This window comes from Nocardia amikacinitolerans NBRC 108937 (assembly GCF_001612615.1).
Taxonomy (GTDB): Bacteria; Actinomycetota; Actinomycetes; order Mycobacteriales; family Mycobacteriaceae; genus Nocardia; species Nocardia amikacinitolerans.
Window position 1 is genome coordinate 1 of the sequence record NZ_BDAU01000017.1, and the last position, 23,185, is coordinate 23,185.

The 23,185-nt window shown below is 69.2% G+C and carries 22 protein-coding genes and 1 pseudogene; 13 read left to right on the forward strand and 10 right to left on the reverse strand.

The window, feature by feature from the left end:
* From NAM01S_RS15130 to NAM01S_RS15150, 5 genes are all read left to right on the forward strand, one after another.
* A partial coding sequence (locus NAM01S_RS15130) for an AMP-binding enzyme (protein WP_157107749.1) occupies window positions 1-760 on the forward strand: 760 nt, incomplete at its 5' end.
* 179 nt (window positions 761-939) lie between these two features.
* Complete coding sequence (locus NAM01S_RS15135; protein ID WP_067785520.1) at window positions 940-1,326, forward strand: hemophore-related protein; 387 nt, start codon at window positions 940-942, stop codon at window positions 1,324-1,326.
* Between the two features lie 38 nt (window positions 1,327-1,364).
* Window positions 1,365-2,075, forward strand: a complete 711-nt coding sequence (locus NAM01S_RS15140; protein ID WP_067785523.1) for a response regulator transcription factor — start codon at window positions 1,365-1,367, stop codon at window positions 2,073-2,075.
* Between the two features lie 13 nt (window positions 2,076-2,088).
* Complete coding sequence (locus NAM01S_RS15145) at window positions 2,089-3,477, forward strand: sensor histidine kinase (protein WP_253798641.1); 1,389 nt, start codon at window positions 2,089-2,091, stop codon at window positions 3,475-3,477.
* 106 nt (window positions 3,478-3,583) lie between these two features.
* Window positions 3,584-4,756 (forward strand): YhgE/Pip domain-containing protein, encoded by a 1,173-nt coding sequence (locus NAM01S_RS15150; RefSeq protein ID WP_067785570.1) that lies wholly within the window; start codon window positions 3,584-3,586, stop codon window positions 4,754-4,756.
* 65 nt (window positions 4,757-4,821) lie between these two features.
* On the opposite strand, the gene NAM01S_RS15155 is transcribed toward NAM01S_RS15150, so the two are convergent.
* From NAM01S_RS15155 to pdxH, 4 genes are all read right to left on the reverse strand, one after another.
* The gene (locus tag NAM01S_RS15155; RefSeq protein ID WP_067785529.1) at window positions 4,822-5,181 is read right to left on the reverse strand and encodes an FKBP-type peptidyl-prolyl cis-trans isomerase; all 360 of its coding nucleotides are present in this window, start codon (window positions 5,179-5,181) and stop codon (window positions 4,822-4,824) included.
* A 33-nt stretch (window positions 5,182-5,214) separates the two neighbouring features.
* Window positions 5,215-6,516, reverse strand: coding sequence for a citrate synthase (locus NAM01S_RS15160; RefSeq protein WP_084482962.1), 1,302 nt, complete (start codon window positions 6,514-6,516; stop codon window positions 5,215-5,217).
* Window positions 6,517-6,673: 157 nt separating this feature from the next.
* On the reverse strand, window positions 6,674-7,957 hold the full coding sequence (locus tag NAM01S_RS15165) for an MFS transporter (protein WP_067785532.1): 1,284 nt from the start codon (window positions 7,955-7,957) through the stop codon (window positions 6,674-6,676).
* Between the two features lie 65 nt (window positions 7,958-8,022).
* Complete coding sequence (gene pdxH, locus NAM01S_RS15170; protein WP_084482963.1) at window positions 8,023-8,778, reverse strand: pyridoxamine 5'-phosphate oxidase; 756 nt, start codon at window positions 8,776-8,778, stop codon at window positions 8,023-8,025.
* Window positions 8,779-8,936: 158 nt separating this feature from the next.
* Here pdxH and NAM01S_RS15175 point away from each other — a divergent pair, with 158 nt between their 5' ends.
* Window positions 8,937-10,085: a citrate synthase 2 gene (locus NAM01S_RS15175; protein WP_067785535.1), complete on the forward strand. Its 1,149-nt coding sequence runs from the start codon at window positions 8,937-8,939 to the stop codon at window positions 10,083-10,085.
* Window positions 10,086-10,188: 103 nt separating this feature from the next.
* Here NAM01S_RS15175 and NAM01S_RS15180 read toward each other — a convergent pair whose 3' ends face one another.
* Window positions 10,189-10,914, reverse strand: a complete 726-nt coding sequence (locus tag NAM01S_RS15180; protein WP_253798639.1) for a hypothetical protein — start codon at window positions 10,912-10,914, stop codon at window positions 10,189-10,191.
* Window positions 10,915-11,033: 119 nt separating this feature from the next.
* On the opposite strand from NAM01S_RS15180, the gene serC reads away from it, so the two are divergent.
* The 3 genes from serC to NAM01S_RS15195 all read left to right on the forward strand — a co-directional run bounded on the left by serC (window position 11,034) and on the right by NAM01S_RS15195 (window position 14,540).
* Window positions 11,034-12,158, forward strand: a complete 1,125-nt coding sequence (serC, locus tag NAM01S_RS15185) for a phosphoserine transaminase (RefSeq protein ID WP_067785542.1) — start codon at window positions 11,034-11,036, stop codon at window positions 12,156-12,158.
* 186 nt (window positions 12,159-12,344) lie between these two features.
* The gene (sepH, locus tag NAM01S_RS15190) at window positions 12,345-13,532 is read left to right on the forward strand and encodes a septation protein SepH (protein ID WP_067785579.1); all 1,188 of its coding nucleotides are present in this window, start codon (window positions 12,345-12,347) and stop codon (window positions 13,530-13,532) included.
* 264 nt (window positions 13,533-13,796) lie between these two features.
* The gene (locus tag NAM01S_RS15195; RefSeq protein WP_067785545.1) at window positions 13,797-14,540 is read left to right on the forward strand and encodes a DUF6928 family protein; all 744 of its coding nucleotides are present in this window, start codon (window positions 13,797-13,799) and stop codon (window positions 14,538-14,540) included.
* Between the two features lie 88 nt (window positions 14,541-14,628).
* Here the strand turns inward: NAM01S_RS15195 and NAM01S_RS15200 are convergent, their stop codons facing one another.
* Window positions 14,629-14,946: a DUF2537 domain-containing protein gene (locus NAM01S_RS15200; protein ID WP_067785582.1), complete on the reverse strand. Its 318-nt coding sequence runs from the start codon at window positions 14,944-14,946 to the stop codon at window positions 14,629-14,631.
* 11 nt (window positions 14,947-14,957) lie between these two features.
* Window positions 14,958-15,761, reverse strand: a complete 804-nt coding sequence (locus tag NAM01S_RS15205) for a TrmH family RNA methyltransferase (RefSeq protein ID WP_174554810.1) — start codon at window positions 15,759-15,761, stop codon at window positions 14,958-14,960.
* A 175-nt stretch (window positions 15,762-15,936) separates the two neighbouring features.
* On the opposite strand from NAM01S_RS15205, the gene NAM01S_RS15210 reads away from it, so the two are divergent.
* Both NAM01S_RS15210 and NAM01S_RS15215 read left to right on the forward strand, forming a co-directional pair.
* The gene (locus NAM01S_RS15210; RefSeq protein ID WP_067785551.1) at window positions 15,937-17,142 is read left to right on the forward strand and encodes a GNAT family N-acetyltransferase; all 1,206 of its coding nucleotides are present in this window, start codon (window positions 15,937-15,939) and stop codon (window positions 17,140-17,142) included.
* Window positions 17,143-17,263: 121 nt separating this feature from the next.
* The gene (locus NAM01S_RS15215; RefSeq protein WP_067785555.1) at window positions 17,264-17,665 is read left to right on the forward strand and encodes a YccF domain-containing protein; all 402 of its coding nucleotides are present in this window, start codon (window positions 17,264-17,266) and stop codon (window positions 17,663-17,665) included.
* Window positions 17,666-17,704: 39 nt separating this feature from the next.
* Here NAM01S_RS15215 and NAM01S_RS15220 read toward each other — a convergent pair whose 3' ends face one another.
* Entirely contained in the window at window positions 17,705-18,178 is a 474-nt protein-coding gene (locus NAM01S_RS15220; protein WP_067785558.1) for a MarR family winged helix-turn-helix transcriptional regulator, read from the reverse strand.
* Between the two features lie 27 nt (window positions 18,179-18,205).
* On the opposite strand from NAM01S_RS15220, the gene NAM01S_RS15225 reads away from it, so the two are divergent.
* Entirely contained in the window at window positions 18,206-18,448 is a 243-nt protein-coding gene (locus NAM01S_RS15225) for a DUF2530 domain-containing protein (RefSeq protein WP_067785561.1), read from the forward strand.
* Here the strand turns inward: NAM01S_RS15225 and NAM01S_RS15230 are convergent, their stop codons facing one another.
* Complete coding sequence (locus NAM01S_RS15230; RefSeq protein WP_067785564.1) at window positions 18,449-20,497, reverse strand: neutral/alkaline ceramidase; 2,049 nt, start codon at window positions 20,495-20,497, stop codon at window positions 18,449-18,451. It lies immediately after the preceding gene.
* 126 nt (window positions 20,498-20,623) lie between these two features.
* On the opposite strand from NAM01S_RS15230, the gene NAM01S_RS15235 reads away from it, so the two are divergent.
* A complete protein-coding gene (locus NAM01S_RS15235) occupies window positions 20,624-21,238 on the forward strand; it encodes a TetR/AcrR family transcriptional regulator (protein ID WP_253798636.1) in 615 nt (204 codons plus the stop codon).
* Between the two features lie 92 nt (window positions 21,239-21,330).
* Here the strand turns inward: NAM01S_RS15235 and NAM01S_RS15240 are convergent.
* Window positions 21,331-23,185 (reverse strand): annotated as a pseudogene (locus tag NAM01S_RS15240) (ATP-binding protein); the annotation flags it as partial.

A 23,185-nucleotide genomic window follows, 5' to 3' on the forward strand; every position in this document is an offset into this window, starting at 1 on the left:
CAACCTGCTCGGCCTACAAGAGCTGCCGATCAAACCGGGCTCGGCCTCGGTTCCGGTGCCCGGCTACCGCCTTCGGGTGCTGGACGCCGAGGGCAACCCCGTCCCCGTGGGCACCGAGGGCAACATCGTGATCGGCCTGCCCATGCCGCCCGGCACGCTGACCGGGCTCTGGCAGGACGAGCCGCGGTTCAGCCGGTCCTACATGTCGGCCTTCCCCGGGCACTACCTGACCGGCGACTCCGGCTACTTCGACGAGGACGGCTACCTCTACGTCCTCGGCCGCAGCGACGACGTGATCAACATGGCCGGGCACCGGCTGTCCGCTGGCAGCATCGAAGCCGCCATCTCCGGACACGAGGCGGTGGCCGAGTGCGCGGTGATCGGCCTGCCCGACGAACTCAAGGGTCAGCGCCCGATCGCCTACGTGGTGCTCAAGGAAGGCGTCGAGGTCGATCCGGCCCGGTTGCGCGAGGAACTGGTCGAGCGGGTGCGCGAGCAGATCGGCGCGATCGCCACGCTGCACGACGCGGTGATCGTGGCCGGGTTGCCGAAGACCAGGTCGGGCAAGATCCTGCGCAAGACCATCAGGCAGATCACGGCGGGCGATCCCTACGACATGCCCTCCACCATCGAGGACCCGGCCGTGCTCGCGGCGCTGGAGGATCAGATCATCACCACGCGGGCCGACGAGGAGGCGAACGCGGCGTCGGACAACGGCGACGCGACCGTGCCGGACTCCGATCCCGTCGCGCCGTCCTGACGAATCGCGCTGCGCCGGACCAACGCATCGCGTCGTGCCGGACCGACGCATCGCATCGCGCCGTCCCGGCGCAACACCCCTCAGAGCTTTCTCAGGGATCGTTCACACGCGTGCCAGCGCCGCGCAATAGCGTCGGATGCGCTTGCGCTCTATCACGCTAAGAACTGGAGGCATTACCGATGAACTCTTTCCGTCGCCGCACCGGTCTCGCCGCACTGGCCGCGGGCGGCATGGCCACGGTGGCCGTGCTGCTCTCCCCGGCCGTCGCGTCGGCAGACCCGACGGAACTCGTCGGTCCGCTGCTGAACTCGGACTGCACCTTCGCCCAGGTCGACGCCGCCCTGCACGACCGGGCGCCGCAGCTGGCCGCGATGCTCGACGCGAACCCGACCCAGAAGGCGGAATTGCAGCGCCGTTTCGACCAGCCGGTCGAGCAGCGCCGCGCCGAGTTCCAGCGCCTACTCGCCGAGAACCCGGAGGCCGCGCGCGAGGCGGAGAACGATCCGCGCGCCGCCGGACTGCGCCAGACGATCGAGGCCGTCGCGGCGACGTGCCACAACTACTGATCGACTCCTGACCGACGACCGCACCCGCGAACGGCAGAATGAACGACGTGACCCCCTCGACGCCGACCGTCCTCGTTGTCGACGACGACGAGGACGTGCTCGCCTCTGTCGAACGCGGGCTGCGGCTGTCCGGCTTCCGGGTGCTGGTCGCCCGGGACGGCGCCGCGGCGCTGCGCAGCGTCGGCGAGCACGCTCCCGACGCCATCGTGCTGGACATGAACATGCCGGTCCTGGACGGCGCCGGTGTGGTGACCGCGCTGCGTGCCATGGGCAACGAAGTACCGATCTGCGTGCTCAGCGCCCGAGCCTCGGTGGACGACCGGATCTCCGGCCTGGAATCCGGCGCCGACGACTACCTGGTGAAACCGTTCGTGCTCGCCGAACTGGTCGCCCGCATCCGCGCGCTGCTACGCCGCCGCACCGACGCGCCCGCGCCCGCCACGCCCGGCGCGATCACCGTCGGACCGCTCGAGGTCGACGTCGCCGGTTATCGCGCGCTGCTGCACGGTACCGAGATCGAGCTCACCAAGCGGGAATTCGAGCTGCTCTCCACGCTGGCGCGCAACGCGGGCGTTGTGCTGAGCCGGGAACGTCTGCTGGAACTGGTGTGGGGCTACGACTTCGCCGCCGACACCAACGTGGTGGACGTCTTCGTCGGCTACCTGCGCCGCAAGCTGGAGGTCGGTGACACCCCGCGCCTGCTGCACACCATCCGCGGTGTCGGTTTCGTGCTGCGAGCGCCGAAATGAATCCGAACATACCGTGAAAACGCGTGGGCGCAGGACCTTTTCGCTGCGCACCCGGGTGGCGGGTGCGGCGGCGGCAGGCGCCGTCATCATCGTGACCGTGCTCAGCGCGATCACGGTGCAGGCGATCGAGCGCAACAATCTGCAACAGAGCGATCAGCAGCTCTCGGTCGCGTCTCGCCTCGTCCTGCTCGATCCGGTGATCGCGGTGGGCGTGCTCGGGTTGACCGGGCTCAACGACGACATGGCGATCACGGTGCGCGACAGCGGGTCCGTGGTGGCGAGCAGCCCGGTCCAGCTTCCCGATCTGTCCACCGGATCGCGCACCGTGACGGTGGGCGGCGTCCCGTACCGTGTGCTCACGACGACGGAGAACCAACCGCCGGATCGCACTGTCTCCCTTGGCATTCCGGCCGACGAAGCGGCGCGCGCGACCGCCGAGCAGCAGCGCTGGGTGATGGGCGGCGCGCTGCTCGCGGTGGCCGCGGCGGGCGCGCTCGGCTGGTTGCTCGCTGGCCGTGCGGTGCGTCCCATCGTCGACCTGACCCATCAGGTCGGCACGCGCAGCGCGTTCCCCGACCCCGACAATCCGCATCCCCCGGTCGACGGCAAGGGCATGCGCGAGGCCGAGAAGCTCGCCGACGCGGTGAATCGCATGTTGCAGCGGGTCGACCAGGCGCAGGAGGAGACCGCCGCCGCGCTGGAGACCGCGCGCGATTTCGCCGCCGTCTCCGCGCACGAACTGCGCACCCCGCTCACCGCCATGCGCACCGACCTGGAGGTGTTGCGCACCCTCGACCTCGACGAGGCGCAGCGCGCCGAGATCCTCGTCGACCTGCAACGCAGCCAGGGCCGGGTGGAGACCACGCTCGCCGCGCTGGAACGGCTCGCCACCGGCGATCTCACCAACGAACGCGACCACGTGGACACCGATGTCGGCGACCTGTGCGACCAGGCCGCGCACGACGCCATGCGCCACTTCCCCGGACTGACCGTCCGCATCGAGACGGACGCGGAACTGGTGACCCGCGGTCTGCCCGCGGGTCTGCGCCTCGCGGTGGACAACGCGCTGGCGAACTCGGTGAAGCACGGCGGGGCCACCGAGGCGGTGGTCTCCGCGCACCGAACGCCGCAGGGGCACATCGTGATCGCGGTCGACGACAACGGGCGCGGCATCCCGGTCGAGGAACGTGCCGCGGTCTTCGACCGGTTCTATCGCGGTAGTCAGGCGAGCAAGGGCGGCTCGGGGCTCGGCCTCGCCTTGGTTGCTCAGCAAGCCCAATTGCACGGCGGGCGAGCCTACTTCGAGGACAGCCCGCTGGGTGGCGCGCGGTTGGTTCTGGACCTTCCCGAGCGGCACCGTGTCGGCGATCAATTGCCATCGAACGGGTCGAAAGCCCGCTGAGTCCCGCGCCATTGCTGGGCGGCGCAACGAAATCTTCCGCCCCCTTATCGAATTCTCACAGAAACGCCAATGAGGCCGTTAGTCACGATCTTTAGGGTCGGTGATCGTGATCGGACATCGCGCCCGCTGGGCGCTCCTCGCCATCGGGATCGTCACCGCGGGAGCGATCGGTGGTGGTGTCACCGCCTGCGCGGGCTCGGGATCGGCGCCGTCGGGAATCGCCCTTGTCAACACCGACACCGGACCGACAGGCGCGCGCATCGTGCAGGCACTCGAGCAGGACGGCGCGGGCTACGAGTGGACGATGGCGAAGCCGGGCGAGGCGAACACCGACGACTACGCGGCCGTGATCACGCTGCCCGCCGACCTGACCGAATCCATGGGCACGCTGGCCGGTCCGGTACCGCAGCGCGCCATCGTCACCGTCGCAGCCAACGACGACGCCGACGGCGACTTGGTGAACGGGGCGATCCAGGCGGTGACGCACCGCATCGGCGCGACCGGGGTCGACGCGGCGCTGGCCGCCGTCGCCCAGGCCCGCAGCCAGCTCACCGGGGTGCAGTTCACCGCGCAGCTGCTCGGCGCGGGCGTGAACGCCGCGGCCTCGGGCGCGGACCAGTTCAGCGCGGGCGCCGACCAGCTGCTCGGCTTCCTGGATTTCGCGAAAGAGGGCTCCGCCCAGCTGACTTCGGCCATCGCCATGCTCAACGAGACCGTCGACGGCGCGGCCGTGCAGGCGAATCAGCTTGCCGAGGCGCTGGATTCGACCGGCATCACGATCGCGCAGGTGCAGCAGACCGCGGGCACCGTCAGCTCCGGCCTCGATCAGATCCTGCCGCTACTGCGCGCGCTGCCCTTCGCCAACGATCCGGCGCTGGCCGACATCATCGGCAAACTCGAAGCGCTGCGCGCCGTTTCGGGCCAGGCGGGCACCCAGCTGGACGGCCTCGACCTGCTGGTCGGCGGCGCCGTCGACCCGAACACCGATCTCGGCGCCCTGCTGCGCACCGTCGTCGGCCGCCTGCAATCCGCGAGCGCCCAGCTGAACGAAGGCGCCAAGCTCGCCGAAGGACTCCCCCAGCTCGCCGAACAGGGCGGCGCGCAACTGGTCGACGCGATCGGCCAGCTCACCGGAGGCGTCACCCAGCTCCAGCAGATCGTGACCAACCTCAACACCCAGACCGCCAAGGCCATGGACGCCCTCCCCGTCCGCAGCACCACCCAGCAGTCCGCGATCGCCCTCGCCCTCACCGACCCGGTGGAGATCGTCCGCGAATGAGCCGCCGACCGAACGACTGTGGCCCGCACTCCGGGGAGTGCGGGCCACGATCGGTAGTCAGCTGATCAGTTCGCGTTCAGCAGGTCGATCACGAAGACCAGGGTTTTGCCGGAGAGGGGATGGCCGGAACCGGCCGGGCCGTAGGCGAGCTCCGGCGGGATGGTGAGCTGGCGGCGGCCGCCGACCTTCATACCGGGGATGCCGTCCTGCCAGCCCTGGATCAGGCCGCGCAGCGGGAAGCTGATGGATTCGCCGCGGTTCCACGACGAGTCGAATTCCTTGCCGTTGTCGAATTCGACACCGACGTAGTGCACCTCGACGGTGCCACCGGGCACGGCTTCCTTGCCCTCGCCCACGGTGATGTCCTTGATCACGAGCTCGGTGGGCGCGGGGCCCGCTTGGAATTCGACAACCGGCTTGGTCATTCGGCTATCCCCTTCGATAGGTGGGTTGGATGGTCAGCGGTTGGTGATCTCGCGGTAGTCGCGCGCGCCGTAACCGGTGTAGATCTGGCGCGGGCGACCGATCTTCAGCGGCTCGCTGTGCATTTCGCGCCAGTGCGCGATCCAGCCGGGCAGCCGGCCCATCGCGAACAGCACGGTGAACATGCGGGTCGGGAAGCCCATGGCCTTGTAGATGACGCCGGTGTAGAAGTCGACGTTCGGGTACAGGCGACGGGAGATGAAGTAGTCGTCGGTGAGCGCGGCCTCTTCGAGCGCCTGGGCGATGTCGAAGAGCTCGTCGTCGCCGCCGAGCTTGCGCAGGATCGCGTCGGCGTGCTTCTTGGCGATGGAGGCGCGCGGGTCGTAGTTGCGGTAGACGCGGTGCCCGAAGCCCATGAGCTTCACGCCGTCTTCCTTGTCCTTGACCTTGCGGATGAACTCCTTGACGTCGCCGCCCTGGGCCTTGATGTCGTCGAGCATCTCCAGCACGGCCTGGTTGGCGCCGCCGTGCAGCGGGCCCCACAGCGCGTTGATGCCGCCGGAGACCGAGGTGAACAGGTTGGCGTCCGAGGAGCCGACCAGGCGCACCGTGGAGGTGGAACAGTTCTGCTCGTGGTCGGCGTGCAGGATCAGCAGCATGTCCAGCGCGGCGGCCACTTCGGGGTCGACCTCGTAGGGCTCGGCGGGGAAGCCGAAGGTCATCCGCAGGAAGTTCTCCACCAGGCTCAGCGAGTTGTCCGGGTAGAGGAACGGCTGGCCGACCGACTTCTTGTAGGAGTAGGCCGCGATGGTCGGCAGCTTGGCGAGCAGCCGGATGGTGGACAGCTCGACCTGCTCGGGGTCGCGCGGGTCGAGCGAGTCCTGGTAGTAGGCCGACAGCGCGTTCACCGCGGAGGAGAGCACCGGCATCGGGTGCGCGTTGCGCGGGAAGCCGTCGAAGAAGCGCTTCAGATCCTCGTGCAGCAGGGTGTGGCGGCGGATCCGGTCGGTGAACTCGTCGAGCTGGGCCTGGGTCGGCAGCTCGCCGTAGATGAGCAGGTAGCTGACCTCGATGAAGGTCGAGGACGCGGCAAGCTGGTCGATCGGGTAGCCGCGGTAGCGCAGGATGCCCGCTTCGCCATCGATGTAGGTGATCGCCGACTTGGTCGGGGCGGTGTTCATGAATCCGGGGTCGTACGTGACGTACCCGGTGCTGGCCAGCATTTTGCCGAGGTCGACACCGTCGTTGCCTTCGGAGGCTTCGGTGATCGTCATGGCGTATTCGCCACCCGGGTAGCTCAGCACCGGTTTGGCGTCGTTGATGTCGTTCTCGGGCACGGAAGGATCCCTCTCAGGCTAGGACCGTCGGCATCGAAGTGCGGTCGGCACGGCGGTGCGATTACCTAGACGCTAGTCGCTGTCCACGCGGCCCGGCCACGAGGGTGCCCACCTGACGACCTCACAAACGCCGCGTCGTCACGTGAGGTTTCGGCGGTCAGGCGGGCAGCGATTCGGTGTGCGCGCGGGCGACCCGGTAGCGAACGAAAGCCGGGAAGGCCAAGGCGGCCAGCAGGACCCCGATCACCACGAGCACTCCGCCGCCCGCGGCGGCGACGGCAGTACCCAGGCTCGCCGCGGCAAAACCGTGGGCAACATCACCGATGCGCGGGCCGCCCGCGACCACCACGATGAACACGCCTTGCAGCCTGCCACGCATCTCGTCGGTGGCGACGGTCAGCAACATCGTGGTGCGCAGCGCGGCGGAGACCATGTCGACGGCGCCGCCGAAGGCCAGGAACGCCACCGCGATCCACAGCCAGACGCCGAGCCCGAACAGGTGCCCTGCCGAGCCGACCGCGAGTCCGAAGCCGACCATCGCGACGCCCCACAGCGCGATGCAGACGACGACGGCGAGCCCTTGGCGGCGGATGCGCGGAATCCAGCCGGAGAAGACGCCGCCGAGCACCGCGCCCGCCGACATGGCCGCGAACAGCAGGCCGAGCGCGACGCCGCCGCTGGCCGGGTCGCCGAAGGTCTCGTGCGCGATCTGCGGGAACAGCGCCCGCGGCATACCGAACACCATCGCGATGACGTCGACGAGGAACGAGGCGAGCAGGATGCGCTGGGTGGCCAGGTAGGCGAAACCGTCCAGGACCGTGCGGAATCCGGCCCGGCGCGCGTCGCCGGTCGGCGGGAATGCGGGCAGCCGCCAGACCGCCCACAGCGTGACGAGCAGTGCGATGGCGTCGACGAGATACAGCGTGGACAGCCCGATCAGCGGGATGAGTGCACCGGCGAGCACCGGTCCCGCGATGGCGCCGACCTGCTGCACGGTCATGCTCAGCGAACTCGCGGCGGCGAGTTGCTCGGGCGGCAGGATGCGGGCGATGGCCGCGCCGCGGGTCGGCTGGTTCACCGCGAAGAACGCCTGTTGCAGCGCGAACAGGATCAGCACCACCCAGACGTTGTCGATCCCTGCCGCGGCCTGCGCCCAGAACAGCACGGCGGTAAGGCCGGTGCCCGCGGTGGTGATCACCATCAGCTTGCGCCGGTCCATGACGTCGGCGAGCGCGCCGCCCCACAGCCCGAACACGATCAGCGGTATCAGGCCGAAAAGCCCGGCGAGGCCGACGTATCCGGAGCTGCCGGTGATCTGGAAGATCTGCTGCGGCACCGCGACCACCGAGAGCTGGGCCCCGATGACGGTGACGATGTTGGTCGTCCACAGCCTGCGGAAGTCGGGGTTGCGCAGCGGGGTGGTGTCGGCGAGCAGCTTCACCGGCCGGACGTTAGCGAGTTCTCGATGACCGGGACGACGCGAGATTCGTCACATGATCATCTTTATCAGGGTTGCAGCCGGTCGACGCGCATGCGTCCCTCGGCGATCCGCACCCGGATCCGGTTGTGCAGCCGACCCCTTCGGCCCTGCCAGAACTCCACCTCGTCCGGACGCAGCAGATAGCCACCCCAGTGCGGAGGCACCGGGATCTCGTCGACGTCGGCGAAGCGCGCGGTGGTCTCGGCCAGCGCGCGGTCCAGCTCGGCACGCGAGCCGATCGGGCGGGACTGCTGCGAGGCCCAGGCGCCTAGCTGGGAATCGCGCGGACGGGAGCGCCAGTACAGCTCGGTCTGCTCGACGGCGGACTTCTCGACCGGTCCGCGCACGTGCACCTGCCTGCCGAGCGCGGGCCACAGGAAGGTCGCCGCGGCGAACGGGACCGCGGCGAGTTGCGCGCCCTTGGCGGAGTCGTAATTCGTGTAAAAAGTCACACCCTCCGGTGAGAGTCCTTTACACAGCACCGTTCTGGCGACCGGCCGCGGCGTGCCGTCGACCAGCGACACGGTGGCGAGGACCATCGCGTTGGGTTCGGCGATGCCGACCGCGGTGGCCTGCTCGATCCAGTGCCGCAGCAGCGGCTCCCAGCCCCCGGCCAGCCAGTTCTCGTCCAGGTCGACGTCCTCGCCGGAGCCGAACGGCGCGCCGCCGTACTCCACCCGCATCGCGGACAGGTCGGTGTTCACCGGGAGCTCGATCGCGTCGCCGCCCGCCTCCGGCGGGAACAGGGCTGGATTCGACGCTGAATTGTCCAGGTCACGCATGGGCCAGACGTTACTCCGCGGTAGCAGGGAGCTAAGGTTTTGGTGATCGGCATGTGCTCGGCGGAGCTGTACCCCTCGGCAGTGTTGTCTCGAGCGACCTGCGAGCAGTCGCTAGCGACGAGAACTCATGCGACCCGAAGTGCAAGGAGAGTCACAACATGACTACCAGCCCCGCTGTTCCCGGTGGCCAGGCCACCGTACCGAGCGATTTCGTCAGCGGCCTCGAGGGCGTGGTGGCCTTCACCACCGATATCGCCGAACCGGACAAGGACGGCGGCGCGCTGCGCTACCGCGGCGTCGACATCGAGGACCTGGTCGCCGGCCGGGTGACCTTCGGTGACGTGTGGGCGCTGCTGGTCGACGGCGAGTTCGGCCGCGGTCTGCCGCCCGCCGAGCCGTTCCCGCTGCCGGTGCACACCGGCGACGTGCGCGTCGACGTGCAGGCCGGCCTTGCCATGCTCGCGCCGATCTGGGGCTACCAGCCGCTGCTCGACATCGACGACGAGGAAGCCCGCGAGAATCTGGCCCGCGCCTCGGTGATGGCGCTGTCCTACGTCGCGCAGTCGGCGCGCGGCATCTACCAGCCCGCGGTGCCGCAGAAGAAGATCGACGAGTGCACCACGGTCACCGAGCGCTTCATGACCCGCTGGAAGGGTGACCCGGACCCGCGGCACACCGAGGCCATCGACGCCTACTGGGTCTCCGCCGCCGAGCACGGCATGAACGCCTCCACCTTCACCGCCCGCGTCATCGCGTCCACCGGCGCGGACGTGGCGGCCTCGCTGTCCGGCGCGATCGGCGCCATGTCCGGCCCGCTGCACGGCGGCGCACCGGCCCGCGTGCTGCCGATGATCGAAGAGGTCGAGAAGACGGGCGACGCCCGCGCGCTGGTCAAGGGCATCCTGGACCGCAAGGAGAAGCTGATGGGCTTCGGCCACCGGGTGTACCGGGCCGAGGACCCGCGCGCCCGCGTGCTGCGCGCCACTGCCAAGCGCCTCGGCGCGCCGCGCTACGAGGTGGCGGCCGCGCTGGAGCAGGCCGCGCTCGCCGAGCTGCGTGAGCGTCGCCCCGACCGCGCCATCGAGACCAACGTGGAGTTCTGGGCCGCGGTGATCCTCGACTTCGCCGAGGTCCCCGCGCACATGATGCCCGCCATGTTCACCTGCGGCCGGACCGCCGGTTGGTGTGCGCACATCCTGGAGCAGAAGCAGCTCGGCAAGCTGGTGCGCCCGGCCGCCATCTACACCGGCCCCGCCGCGCGCAAGCCGGAAGAGGTCGCGGGCTGGTCGGCCATCGCCCACCTCTGAGTCGGTAACCGCACACGAGCCGGACGCCCGGCGGGTTCCTTTGCCCGTCAAGGCTTCCGGCTCGTGTCGTATCCGGCGGCGATCGGCTTGCCGAAGCGCCGGTCTACTCCTCGCCGAGCGAGGCGGCCCAGTCCACCGCCACCGACTCGCCGTGATCGACGGTGAAGAACGCCACCTCGAGATGCTGACCGAGATCGACGAGGCCGATCGCGGCCAACGGCACCGGCTGGACGAGGCGGACCCGCCACGGCTTCGTTTCGTCCCAGGCGCGCAGCTCGAGATCGAGGCGAAGCACCGGATCGTCGTGGCCCGCGTAGTCGGCCGCCACCGGAGCCGCGGCGAGCACGGTGGCGTCGGCCCTGCGGCCGTCGGCGAGGATCTTGGCGATGCTCACCCGCGTCGCCTCGTCCGGGTCGGGGATGTAGAGCACCAGCCGGTCGCGGTCCCCCGGATCGACACGACAGGCGACGACGTCGCCGGGTTGCATCCACTCCAGGTCTTCCTCGCGCGTCCGCTGCCGAACCCGGGTCTCGTACGGGAGCGCACCGTCGATCTGCACCCGTACCCAGAAGACGTGGCCGGGCTCGCGCCGCGGCTGCGGTCCCGGGCCGCCGAACGGCCGGGCGAACGACGGCGACGAGATCTTGCGCCCGAGAATGGTCGCCGACCCCGCCGTGCCGTGGATCAGCAATTCGCGCCGCGCCGCGCCCGACAGCGCGCCCGCCCGCAGGCCGAAATTCCGTGATCGCCGTGCCCGTAACCGCCACCCCGAGTTAGCCGACGCCATGCCCATGGCGGGAAAGGGTAGCCGCACTGTCTCGTACGCCACAGCAATACGCCGTCACTATGAGTAATTGATCACACCTCGACCCATTTCCCGGACGTGACGGCCATCGGGCACCCACCCGCACGAACCGAGCAGGTCGGACACGCTTTACCCTATTGGCCATGACCACTGCGTTCCCGACCATTCCCGACGACCTCAAGCCCGCCGACGGACGGTTCGGCTGCGGCCCCTCCAAGGTGCGCCCGGAGCAGCTCGAGTCCCTGGTAAAGGTGGGGGCCTCGGTGTTCGGAACCTCGCACCGGCAGAAGCCGGTGAAGGACGTGGTCGCGCGCGTGCGCAACGGCCTGCGCGAGCTCTTCGGCCTGCCCGACGGCTACGAGGTCGTCCTCGGCAACGGCGGCACCACCGCGTTCTGGGACGCCGCCGCGTTCGGCCTGATCCGCGAGCGCTCGCTGCACCTGACCAACGGCGAGTTCTCCAGCAAGTTCGCCGCCGTCGCCAAGGGCAACCCGTTCATCGGCGACCCGATCGTCGTCTCGTCCGAGCCGGGCAGCGCGCCCGAGCCGGTGGCCGACCCGTCGGCGGACCTGATCGGCTGGGCGCACAACGAAACCTCCACGGGTGTGGCCATTCCGGTGCAGCGTCCGGCCGGTTCGGAGCACGCGCTGATCGCGATCGACGCCACCTCCGGCGCGGGCGGCCTCCCGGTGAACATCACCGACGCCGACGTCTACTACTTCGCTCCGCAGAAGTGCTTCGCCGCCGACGGCGGCCTGTGGGTCGCGCTGATGAGCCCCGCCGCGCTGGAGCGGGTCGAGGAGATCAAGGGCAGCGGCCGCTGGACCCCCGAGTTCCTCTCGCTGCCGGTCGCCATCGACAACAGCACCAAGGACCAGACCTACAACACCCCGGCGCTCGGCACCCTGCTGCTGTTCGCCAACCAGATCGAGTGGCTGAACGGCAACGGCGGCCTGGACTGGGCGGTCAAGCGGACGCTTGACTCCTCCTCGCGGCTGTACTCGTGGGCCGAGTCGAGCGAATACGCCACCCCGTACGTCACCGACCCGGCGCACCGCTCGCAGGTCGTCGGCACCATCGACTTCGCCGACTCGGTGGACGCCGCGCAGGTCGCGAAGGTCCTGCGGGCCAACGGAATCGTCGACACCGAGCCCTACCGCAAGCTGGGCCGTAACCAGCTGCGCGTCGGCATGTTCCCGGCGATCGATCCGGACGACGTGAGTCAGCTCACCCGCAGCATCGACTGGGTCGTCGAAAAGCTGTCCTGAGCGAATTCCGCGATGCCCGTGGTCTGTTCGAGACCACGGGCATCGTGCTCGAAACGCACAGATTAGCCTTTATCGTGTGGGGGCGGCAGATTTTCGTGCCGCGTGTCTTGCCTCGAGATCATCGAATGTGCACTACTGTTTCGGAAAGTGGGCGGTGTCGCGAGCCGACGCGATAAGGAGGTAACGGTGCGTGAACTTCGAGTGATCGGGGTGACGCCCGACTCCACGCACATCGTGTGCATCGACACCGAGTCCGGCCAGAAGTTCCGGCTGCCCGCAGACGACAAGCTACGAGCCGCCGCGCGCGGAGACCTTGCCCGATTCGGCCAGATCGAGATCGAAATGGAAGCGTCTATGCGTCCCCGCGATATCCAGGCCCGTATCCGTGCCGGAGCCTCCGTCGAACAGGTCACCGAAGAATCCGGCATGCCGGCGAGCCGGGTCGAGCGTTTCGCGTATCCCGTGCTGCTGGAACGCGCCCGCGCCGCCGAGCTCGCCCAGAAGGCGCACCCGGTGCGCCCCGACGGCCCCGCCGTGGAAACCCTGATCGATATCGTCACCGCCGCGTTCACCGAGCGCGGGCACACGCTCGAGAACGCCGAGTGGGATGCGTGGAAAGACGAGAAGGGCTTCTGGGTCGCCCAGTTGCAGTGGCAGAACGGACGTTCCGAGATCGCCGCGCACTGGCGCTACCAGCCCGACGCGCACGGCGGTTCGGTCTCCCCGCTCGACGATCCCGCCGCGGATCTGATCGACCCCGATTTCGGCCGCGCGCTGCGCGGACTGGCGACCGTCTTGCCGCCGCAGCCCGAGCTGGAGGCGCCCGCGCCTGCCGAGCCGGTGGCCGAGCCGCGCAAGGAAACTCCCGCCGCTTCCACCGCGCGCCCCGCGACGGCCCGGCAGCCGCAGCCGACGCTGGACGAGTACTTCGAGCAGAAGGCCGTGGCCGCGGGCGGTAGCGCGGCGGCGATTCCGGCCACGAGCACCACCGCCGCGACACCGGCGGCGAGCACGAACACCGCACCCGCGGCGAGCGCCAAGAACGCTCCCGCGGCGAGCACGAACACCGCACCCGCGGCGAGCGCCAAGAACGCTCCCGCGGCGAGCACGAACACCGCACCCGCGGCGAGCGCCAAGAACGCTCCCGCGGCGAGCACGAACGCCAACCCGGCGGCGAGCGCTCCCACTACTGGCGCACCGGCCGCCGCCGCGAACACCTCGGCCCCCGCCGCGAACACCGCGCCCGCCGAGGAGAACACCAAGCCCGGCAGCGGCAAGTCCGCGCCAGCCAAGCCGAACCGCACCAAGCGCGGTAAGGCGCCCATGCCGTCCTGGGAGGACGTGCTGCTCGGCGTGCGCAGCTCGGGTCACTGACCAGAAGCGCCGCGTTTCGGCGCACTCGGAAGTTTGCTGGACTGCCAGTCCAGGTTGCTGGATCGTAGTTTCCACCCCGAAATCTCGAGTGCGCCCCGAAATTCTCTTCGCGCTGGCGTGTTCCGTTGCCGAAGGTGCGTCGCGGGTCGTCCGAGGCGAGTAGATTTTCTCGGTGTGTCGAAGCCGACGTGCGCCGTCGTTCGACACGGACGGTAGCTGGAAGTTCGCGGAGTAATTTCGTGCGACCATCGGGAGGTGCCGGAAATGCTGTCCAAAGCCTCGTCTCTCTGGTATGTCGACGCCCCCGACCCGTTGGCGGTTCTGCGCGCCGACCACGACCCGGAGCCCGAGGCCGCGCTGGCGCTCGCCAAACAGCTCTACGGCGACCACGACGTGGTGCCGAAGATGGTCGGCACGCTCGGCGGCTGCGCGGGCCCGGACACCGACGAGGTGTACATCGGCTGCTATCCCGGTGTCACAGTGCTGTGTTCGGCACAGGCCGCGCTCCCAAGGCCGACGCGATTGCCGGAGCTGCTTGTGCGCCCGCTCGCCTCCGACCACACCTATCTGATCTCCTTCGACACTGTCATCGGCTGGGGCGCGTTCGCGCACTGGGAGCGCGGGGAATTCCGCCGCGCGTTCAGTTCGACAAGGGTGAACATCCTGGAGGACGAGGGACTTCCGCTGGTCTGGGAGCGGCCGTACTGGGCGGGCGAGCATCCCGTTCGCTGGCATGCCGGGGAATTGCCGGACCCGCAGACACTGCCCTTCGACCCGCCCGATTTCGCCGACGCCGCCAACAACGAATGGCTGGGCTTCCACTACCGCGCTCCCTCGCCGCAGGGCGCGCTGGCACCCGGTGATATCGCGGTGTGCGGATTCACGCTGTACCCGAAAGGCCAGGCACCGAGTCATTCGACGTTGGTCGGTCCGGAAGTCATCGAGCCGACGATCAAGCCGAGGCGTGGTCTGCTCGGTTGGCTGCGCGGGGGAGATCGCGTCGGCTGAGGAGGCCCGGTTCGGCACCCGCGCCGGACTTCACAGCGCTGGATTTCCAGCGCCGGACTTCACAGCGCCGGATTTCCAGCGCCGGACTTCACAGCGCCGACAAGCCCTCGACGATCAACGCCAACCACCCGAGCACCACGCCGACACCGCAACCGAGCAGCACCCATCTGGTCACCGGCGTGAACCGCGCGCGCCACGCGGTCGGCGCCGCGCCACCCGCGGCGACCAGGTTTACCGCGACGGCGAGCAGCGGATGCACCTCGGCGAGCGCGATCCCGAACGCGTAGACGGCCACCGCCGCCAGCGCCGCCACCATCACCACCACGGTGATACCCGCCGCCCACGGCGTCGGATCCTGCGCGGGCGGATAGCCGCGGTACGCGCCGTTCGTCGGGTGATCCACCATGTCCTCGTCCCTCACGACGTTCTCACTCGTTCATAGAACGCCATGGCCGCGGCCGTGGCCACATTCAGCGAATCGGTGCCAGGCGACATCGGAATGCGCGCGCGGACGTCGGTCGCCCGCATCGCCTCCTCCGTGAGGCCGGGCCCCTCCGCGCCGAGCAGCAGGGCGACCCGCTTGCCCGTCATCGCCGCGGCCAGATTCGGCGCCGCGGGGTTCGGTGTGAGTGCGACGATCTGAAACCCTTTGCGCCGCAAGAGTTCCAGGCCGTTCGGCCAGTCCGGCACCGATGCGAACGGCACCCGGAGGACATGCCCCATCGACACCCGGACCGCGCGCCGGTACAGCGGGTCGGCGCACCGATCCCCGAACAGGATCGCCTCGGCCCCCAGCCCCGCCGCGTTGCGGAACATCGATCCCAGATTCTCGTGGTCGTTGACGCCCTCCAGCACGGCGACGGTTCGCGCGCCCTCGGTCACCTCGTCCAGCGTCAGCTCGGCGGGCCGCCGCGCCACCGCGAGCACACCACGATTGAGATGGAACCCGACGACCTCCGCCATCACCTCGGCCGTGGCACGGTAGAACGGCACGTCGATCTCGGCCAGATCCTCGGCCAACTGTTCGTAGCGGCGCGCGACCCCCATCAGCGCGCTCGGCCGAAAGCGCGAATCCAGCATCCGCTGCACGACCACCACGCCCTCGGCGATCACCAGCCCCTTGCGGCCCGGCAGGTCGGGCCGCCGATCCGCCGACGCCAGGTCGCGAAAATCGTCGACCCGGGAATCGCTGGGATCATCGATATCGATCACTTCGGCCACCGCCATATCCTGCCCGCCCGCGCACGCCGACCAGAAACCGCCACCTGCGAACGTTCGCGGTTACAGCGCCGCCGAGGTGGAGGTGATCACGGCTCGCGTACCCGGGTCGCGCACCGGCGTAGTGGCGCAGAAAATTCCGATGCGCGGTGTTGTTCATTCATGGGACGATCTGCCCATGACGCTCGTACCCGGCATCACCATTCGATCGGCGACCGAGGCGGATGCCGCGGGGATTCGATTGCTCGTCGAGACCTCGTTCGGGACTCGGTCGGACGAAGCGTGGCTGGAGCGGGCGGCCCAGTTGTTCGCGCCGTTGGACTCGATCGTGGCGGTGGACGGTGATCGCGTCGTCGGGCATGTGCGGTCGCGGGAGATGATCCTGACCGTGCCGGGCGAGCGGACGGTGCAGGCCCGCGGTATCGCGGGGGTCGGGGTGGCGCCGACGCACCGCAGGCGCGGCATTCTGCGCGCGATGTACATCGAACAGCACCGGCGCACCGAGGCGCAGGGTCTGCCGCTGACCATCTTCACGGCCAGCGAGGGCGGCATCTACGGTCGGTTCGGCTACGGCCCCGCGGTGCGGCAGAACGCGGTCACCATCGACCGTAGGTTCGCCGAATTCCTGCCGACCACACCGAATCCCGGCGGCGTCGAACTCGTCATGCTGGCGAATGTCACCGATCGGGTCCGCGAGATCTACGACCGCTGGCGCAGGCTGACGCCCGGCGCGCAGGTGCGACCGGACGCGTCGTGGGGCAACTTGTTCGCCGATCCGGAACGGTTCCGCCGCGGCGGCTCCGACCTGTTCACGCTGCTGCACCCCGACGGCTACGCGCTGTACCGCTACCACCACGAAGCAAGGGAGATGACCGTCGAGATCGCCGAGATGCGATCGGTCACCGCCGACGCGCACGCCGCGCTGTGGCGCGCGCTGTTCGGTCTGGACCTGGTCACCCGGATCACGGCGGAGCTCAGCGACAACGACCCGCTCCCCTACCTGCTGACCGACCCGCGACAGGTCCGCACCACCGCCCGCTACGACGGTCTCTGGCTGCGGCTCATGGACGTGCCCGCCGCCCTCATGGCACGCGACTATCGGACCGATCTCGACGTCGTCCTGGCCGTCACCGATCCGTTCCGCGGGGCGGGCGGAACTTTCGCGCTCACCGTGCGGGACGGCCGCGCCGAGTGTGCGCCCACCGAACGCGCCGCCGACATCGAACTGGGCATCGACGTGCTCGGCAGCATGTACCTCGGCGCGTACCCGGCGCGCGCGTTCGCCGCGGCGAACCGGCTGCAGGCCAAGGATTCCGGCAAGCTGCGCGCGCTGGAGGACGCGTTCGGCGCCGATCGGGACGCGGTGCTGGGCTGGTTCTTCTGATCCGAGGAGGGTTCTTCCGGCGAAGGGGCGGTTCCGCCGATCGACGTGGGCCGGTTCAGCCGATCGACGCGCCCGGCCGCGAACTTCCCCGCGGCCGGGCGTGGGCTGGCATCCTGGAGATATGAAGCCGCTTCAGCTGATCCTCAACATCATCTGGCTCATCTTCGCCGGGTTCTGGATGGCGCTCGGCTACATCCTGGCCGGGATCATCTGCTGCATCCTGATCATCACGATCCCGTTCGGCATCGCCTCGTTCCGGATCGCGGCCTACGTGCTGTGGCCGTTCGGCCGCACGACAGTGGAGAAGGCAGGCGCGGGCGCGGGGTCGCTGATCGGCAACATCATCTGGTTCATCGTGGCGGGCTGGTGGCTGGCCCTCGGCCACCTGCTGACCAGCATCCCGCTGTTCCTTTCGATCATCGGCATCCCCTTCGGCTGGGCGAACCTGAAGTTCATCCCGCTCTCGCTGTTCCCCCTCGGGCGCGAGATCGTCGACAGCGACCAGCCGTTCGCCGCCAGGTAGGAACGCGCTTTCCGCGCACGGAAGGCCGTGTGGCGGGGGCTACTCCGATTCGGAGACGATCTGCTTCATGATGGCGACGGCTCGGTTGAGGATCTCGAGCTGGTCGTCGGTGAGGGTGGCGAGCTGTTCGGTCATCCAGGCTTCACGGGCGCTGGCCTCGTCGGCGATCAGCGCTCGGCCGGATTCCGAGAGGGAGACGATGATTTGGCGGCCGTCGGTGGGGTGCGGCTTGCGCTCCACCAGCTTCAGATCGGTCAGCGACGCGATCACCCTGGTCATCGACGGCGGCTGCACCCGCTCCTTGGCGGCAAGCGCACCGGGCGTCATCGCGCCCTCCCGCGCCAAGGTGGCGAGGGCGGAGAGCTGGGTCAGCGAGATCTGTGAGTCGGTGCGGCGCCCACGCAGATGTCGCGTCAGCCGAACCACCGCCAGCGAGAGTTCACCGGCGAGGGCTCGCACATCCGATGACGTTGTCACAGTGGCAAACGATACGGGACCCGCTGGGTGCGGCATGCCGGTTCCCGCCGCTACGCTGAGCCCGTGACCCAGAAAGTGCCGGAGATCCCGCCGCGGCTGACCGATCCGCGGCCGGTGCTCGCCGTCGGCAGCGCACTGTGGGTGATCGCCACCCTCGTCGTGTTGGCCGGACCCGAGAGCTGGGAGTCGGCGCTTCCCGTCTGCCTGATGGGCCTGGTGGTCGGACTGATCGGCTCGACCATCTTCCTGATCCAGCGCCGCGGCGCCCGGCGCGGCGACAAGGGCGCGCAGACCGGTCTGCGGTGATCAGCTCACCTGGAATTCCGCGCTCACCCCGGTGAAGGGGCGCAGCGCGCCGTCGGCGCCGAGACTGTCGGCGAAGTGCACGAACCGGTACTGCCCCGGCTCCGCGTCGGCGGGAACGTCCCAGGTGAACCGGGCCACGGATTCGGCGGAACCGCGCTTGCTCCAGTGATATCGCACCGCCCACTCTCCCTCGTTGGCGACGCGCACCCAGCCGGTGCCGGTGCTGCGCTGCACTTCCAAGAAGGTGCCGTTGCGGCGCGGGTTGTGCTTCGGATGGGCCGAAACGAACTCGGCGACAACGCGTTCGCCGCGGGAGCAGGAGGCGGGCTGGGTCAGCACATCGCCGAAGCCACGGCCCGGCGGAGTGGCGTCCGGACCCGGGGCCGACACGAAGTTCGGCTGGAGGTTCGACACGTCACGGGGCGCTGGGCCGCGCGCGACGGTCGCTCCGGTGGCCAAAGCCGTTGCCAGACGGTGGAATTCCTGCTGGTATGCGGGCAGCGTGTAGCGGCCGTAGAGCGTCGAGGCGCCCTCGTACTGCTGGGCGTCGTATTCCTCCGGGGTGGTGACGTATTCGTGGTAGGAGTTGGCGTACCCCTGGAGCAGCACCTGTTCCACGTCGACGCCGAGCGCCTCCGCCACGGTCCTGCGCACTCGAAGCCCGGACACGATGGTGAATTCGCCACCGGCGGCGGCCAAGTACAGCTCGCCGATGCGCATCAGCTGGATCGGCACCACGCTCGGCACCCACGGAACCGGCGGGAGCAGACCAAGCGGCACCGCAATCGCCTTGGGCGCCTGGGCATCCGCGAGCCAGGCCGGTGCGGGCTGGTTCGGATCGCCGAGCGCGCCGAGGAACGGGTTGCGCACGCCTTCCGGAATCGGTCCGCCCGGCAGGCCGGGACCGTCCTCGACGCTGCCCGCGATCAGCGAGACGCCCGCGGCGGCCGGCGCGGTGTGCCGCGGCTGACCGTCCGGGGTGAATCGCCCATCGACCGCGATGTTCGCCAAGTCGATGTAGCAGAGCAGGGAGTCGACGGGTCCGCTCATCGAGCGCGCCGCGATCAGAGCGTTCTCGGCGGCGCCGTATTGGCGTTCACCGATGATCCGGGTGTTCTCGAACTCGTCTTCGGTCGGCCCTGATCCGGGGCGCAGATTCAGGTTCGGCGACATGTCGCCCGCGTTGGTCTGGGCGAAGGCGGACACGAAATCCGGTGCGCCGTCGAGGTATCGGACGCCGTGGTCGGTGTGTTCGTGGGCGAAGGATGCGTAACCCTTGTTGTCGCCGCTGATCAGCCGGTTCTTGTTGGTCATCGACGTGTTGTGCGTCGCGAACCAGGTGATCGCGCCGATCCGCTTGCCGCCCTTGGTAATCGAGAGCGCGGTCACCGAAGGGTCGATGGCGTCGGGGAAGTGGGCGCGGTCGGCGGCCGGGTTACGGTCGAACGCGACGCGCGAGCGGTTGACGCTGGCGTCGTGCAGTTCCGAGCGGCCGAGCGCGAGCGACGCGGGCCCGAGATCGGAGTGCGCGGCCGCGATGGCCTCCACGATCCCGTTCACCTCGGCGTCGTACACCTGCTGCTGAAAACCGAGGATGGACAGGTTGTAGGCGTAGTCGTGGCTGGAGCCGCCGCAGGTCGCGTGCGAGTGGGTGGACGTGAGCAGCACGTTCTGCTCGGTGTAGAGATCGCCGAAGCGGCGGGCCAGCTCGAGCAGCACGCCGCGGTGCACCGACTGGAAGATCATGCCGTTCTCGGCGACGACGAAGACGACCCGCCGCCCGCCCGCGGCGATCACGTAGGCGCGCGCCCTCGGGCGCAGGTGGATGCCAGCGGTGGTCTGCTCCAGCTGGGAGTAGCCCATCATCCCGCACTCAGCGGCCGGGCCGGTGATGTCGGAAATGCCGACGCCCACCTGATAGCCCAGGTCCGGGGCCGCGACGGCGCGGGCGCCGAGTCCCGTCGGTCCCGATCCGATGGTCGTGGCAGCGGCGAGCGCGGCCGAACCCACCGCGGTTCGAGCGAGAACCGTCCTGCGTGACACCGGCATCGGAGCCTCCCTTCTTCCGTTTGGCAGCGAACCACACAACTGGACGCACGTCCAGTCCAAATTTTTCGGCGGCGCGAATTGACTGCACGCGCCGCGAGCGCTTAACTCGCTGGAGTGTCCTCCCGATTGAGCGTCGAAGAACGACGGGCCCACCTTATCGAGGCCGCTATCGGCCTTGCCGAAAAAAAGGGCGTGGCCGGTGTGACCACGCGCGATGTGGCTCAAGCAGCCGGCGTCTCGCTCGGTGTGGTGCATTACTGTTTCGAAAATAAGGACGCGCTGATGACCGAGCTGGTCAAGGCGTTGTCGATGGAATTACGCGATTCCGTCGACGCCAATGAAACAGTTTGGCAAGACGTCGAAAGTGGAAAAGAAGCGCTTCAAAGATTGGTGCGCGCGGGACTGGAACTGATGTGGCTGAACATCGAAGCCACACCGGAACGACAACTGCTCACCTACGAAACAACCACTTATGCGTTGCGCGAAGGCGAACAGACCCCGAAGAAACTCGCGATCGCGCGCGAACAGTACGCCTTCAACGACTCCACGGTCGCCGACATTCTCGATCACGCCCGCGACGCCACGGCCACCGAGTGGTCGGTGCCGGTGCAGACGCTGAGCCGGTTCACCCTCAACGTGATCGACGGCGTCGTGCTGCGCTGGCTGGTCGACAACGACAGCGAGGCGGTGCGGGCGCAGCTCGATCTGCTGAGCGAGATGCTCGCGGGATACGCGACGTAGGCCGTCGGACACCCGACCGTATGTCGCCTTCACCGCGCCTCGCCTGGTGAAGGTGACATACGGTCGACTGCGCCGAAGGTTTCCGTTCCGAACTAAGGAGCCTCGGGCGTCGTCGCACCGATGACGCTCGGGACGCGGATGTGTGTCTCGGTGCCGGAACGCCACCACGGCACGGATACCGTCGCCGTTATCGCGCCGGTCAGCCGGACGCGCAGGTCCTCGTGCAGCACCAGTTCGCCATGCTGCGGCGCGAGCGAGAACAGTTGGCGCAGGACGACACCCAGCGGCTCGGCGGACCAGGACGTGCGGTGGCCGGTACCCAGCACCTCGGCGGTCACCGATTCCGAGACCAAGGGGAGGTCGAGCAGGGTCGCGAGGCTCGGTGCGGTCTCTTCGTCGCCGAGCACCAGGCGCTCCGGCGGCAGGGCGAGACCGAACCAGGGCAGGTCGAGCACCATCGCGTCGGCGGCGGGCACCACATCGCCGGACAGTGCGCGCACCCGTTCCGGCAGCTCCAGCTCGGTGAGGTCCAGGCGGGACGCCGCTGCGGCCAGGTGGCGGTGCGTGCGCGAAACGATCTGCGGCTCAGGGTTGTTCGCGGGGTCGGCCAATGCGGAGAGCAGCGCCTCGGCGAGGTCCGGAGTGATCCGGTCCGGATCCGCCAGGACGGAACGCAGCACGTCCAGGTCGGCGTGGCTCAAGCCGGGAACCGCGAATTGTGGGAGCAGCCCGGCGAATTCGGTGTCGCCGGGAGGAAGGTGGTGACCGAGCGGGATTCCGTCCAGGCGGGCGTGCCTGCGCAGCCACCACGCGGTGTAGCCGTCCGGGTCGGCGAGCAGGCGCCTGGTCTTGGGTTCGGCGAGCAGCTGGTGCAGTGCGTCCGGCCAGGCGATGTCGTCGATCAGGTCCAGGTCGCGGACGGCCGCGAACTCGGCGGGCTCCTCGGGCAGGCTCGCCCACCAGGACTCTTCGTCGTCGAGATGATGATCGGGGCCGGTCGGGTCGGACTCTGAGACGACGCCGAAATCCCAGCCGACGCCAACGGCACGCAGCGCCTGCGCGCCGTACTCGTCCACGATCTCCTTGGCGACGGTGCCGAGCGGCGCGTCTTCGACGAGCAGCGCGTACAGCGGCGCCTCGGGCAGCAGCAGCTCGTCGGCGGGCAGCAATTCGCCTGTGGTGTCCGGCAATTCGATCGAGCCGAGCCAGGGCGGCAGCGCGTCGGGTTCGGCGTACGCGGCCAAACGGAGCACCGCGTCGACCAAGTCGGGATCGTCGGGGTGGTCTTCCAGATCCGCTTGCAGCGCAGGATCGGCGAGCAGGTCGGCCGCGGTGGCCGCGCGGGCGCCGAGCCTGGACAGCAGCGGGTGCGCGGCCTCCGGATGAACCAGGCGCGCCCAGTGCAGCGGGATGGCGACCTCGAGCATGTCGTCGAGCACGACCGTGCGCGGACCAGTCACCAAGCGGCCGTCGGCCAGCGGAACAGCCAGGGCGCCGAGCTCTTCGGCCGACAGCGGGTCGACGACGAACGGCTCCAACGCCGCGTACCAATCCCGCCACCAAGCGGGCGGGCGCTCCACACCACCGGAGAGTTCGGCGAGGCGAGCGAGGCCGAGGCGGTGCACGTCGAGGACCGCGAGAGCTTCGGTGTGGGCGCGGGTCGAGAGTTCGGGGATGACCAAGGGACCGACGATGTCGTCGAGGAGGTCGGCCAATTCCGTTGTGAGATCGGGGAAGACGCTCGCGCGAGTGGGGACCGCGGTGGGCGGCGCGCTTGGGCGAGGAGTGCCGTGGATCGGCTCGGTCCCGAGCCCGGCCTCGGGCGTCGACCCGCCCACGGAACTGGCCTCGGCGCCGGGGGCGGCCATGGGGCTCGGTACAGCGGCGGGATGGAGGGCGATTGCGGCATCGGGGCCGAACTCAGCGACGAAGCCGGGGGTGGCGTCG

Coding starts and splice junctions, on each gene's coding strand:
- NAM01S_RS15230 (WP_067785564.1), bottom strand. CDS start 20,497: ATGCCGGTGTCACGCAGGACGGTTCTCGCTCGAACCGCGGTGGGTTCG.
- NAM01S_RS15220 (WP_067785558.1), bottom strand. CDS start 18,178: ATGCCGCACCCAGCGGGTCCCGTATCGTTTGCCACTGTGACAACGTCA.
- NAM01S_RS15200 (WP_067785582.1), bottom strand. CDS start 14,946: ATGGTGGATCACCCGACGAACGGCGCGTACCGCGGCTATCCGCCCGCG.
- NAM01S_RS15175 (WP_067785535.1), top strand. CDS start 8,937: ATGACTACCAGCCCCGCTGTTCCCGGTGGCCAGGCCACCGTACCGAGC.
- NAM01S_RS15140 (WP_067785523.1), top strand. CDS start 1,365: ATGAACGACGTGACCCCCTCGACGCCGACCGTCCTCGTTGTCGACGAC.
- NAM01S_RS15195 (WP_067785545.1), top strand. CDS start 13,797: ATGCTGTCCAAAGCCTCGTCTCTCTGGTATGTCGACGCCCCCGACCCG.
- NAM01S_RS15215 (WP_067785555.1), top strand. CDS start 17,264: ATGAAGCCGCTTCAGCTGATCCTCAACATCATCTGGCTCATCTTCGCC.
- NAM01S_RS15135 (WP_067785520.1), top strand. CDS start 940: ATGAACTCTTTCCGTCGCCGCACCGGTCTCGCCGCACTGGCCGCGGGC.
- NAM01S_RS15155 (WP_067785529.1), bottom strand. CDS start 5,181: ATGACCAAGCCGGTTGTCGAATTCCAAGCGGGCCCCGCGCCCACCGAG.
- serC (WP_067785542.1), top strand. CDS start 11,034: ATGACCACTGCGTTCCCGACCATTCCCGACGACCTCAAGCCCGCCGAC.
- NAM01S_RS15210 (WP_067785551.1), top strand. CDS start 15,937: ATGACGCTCGTACCCGGCATCACCATTCGATCGGCGACCGAGGCGGAT.
- pdxH (WP_084482963.1), bottom strand. CDS start 8,778: ATGCGTGACCTGGACAATTCAGCGTCGAATCCAGCCCTGTTCCCGCCG.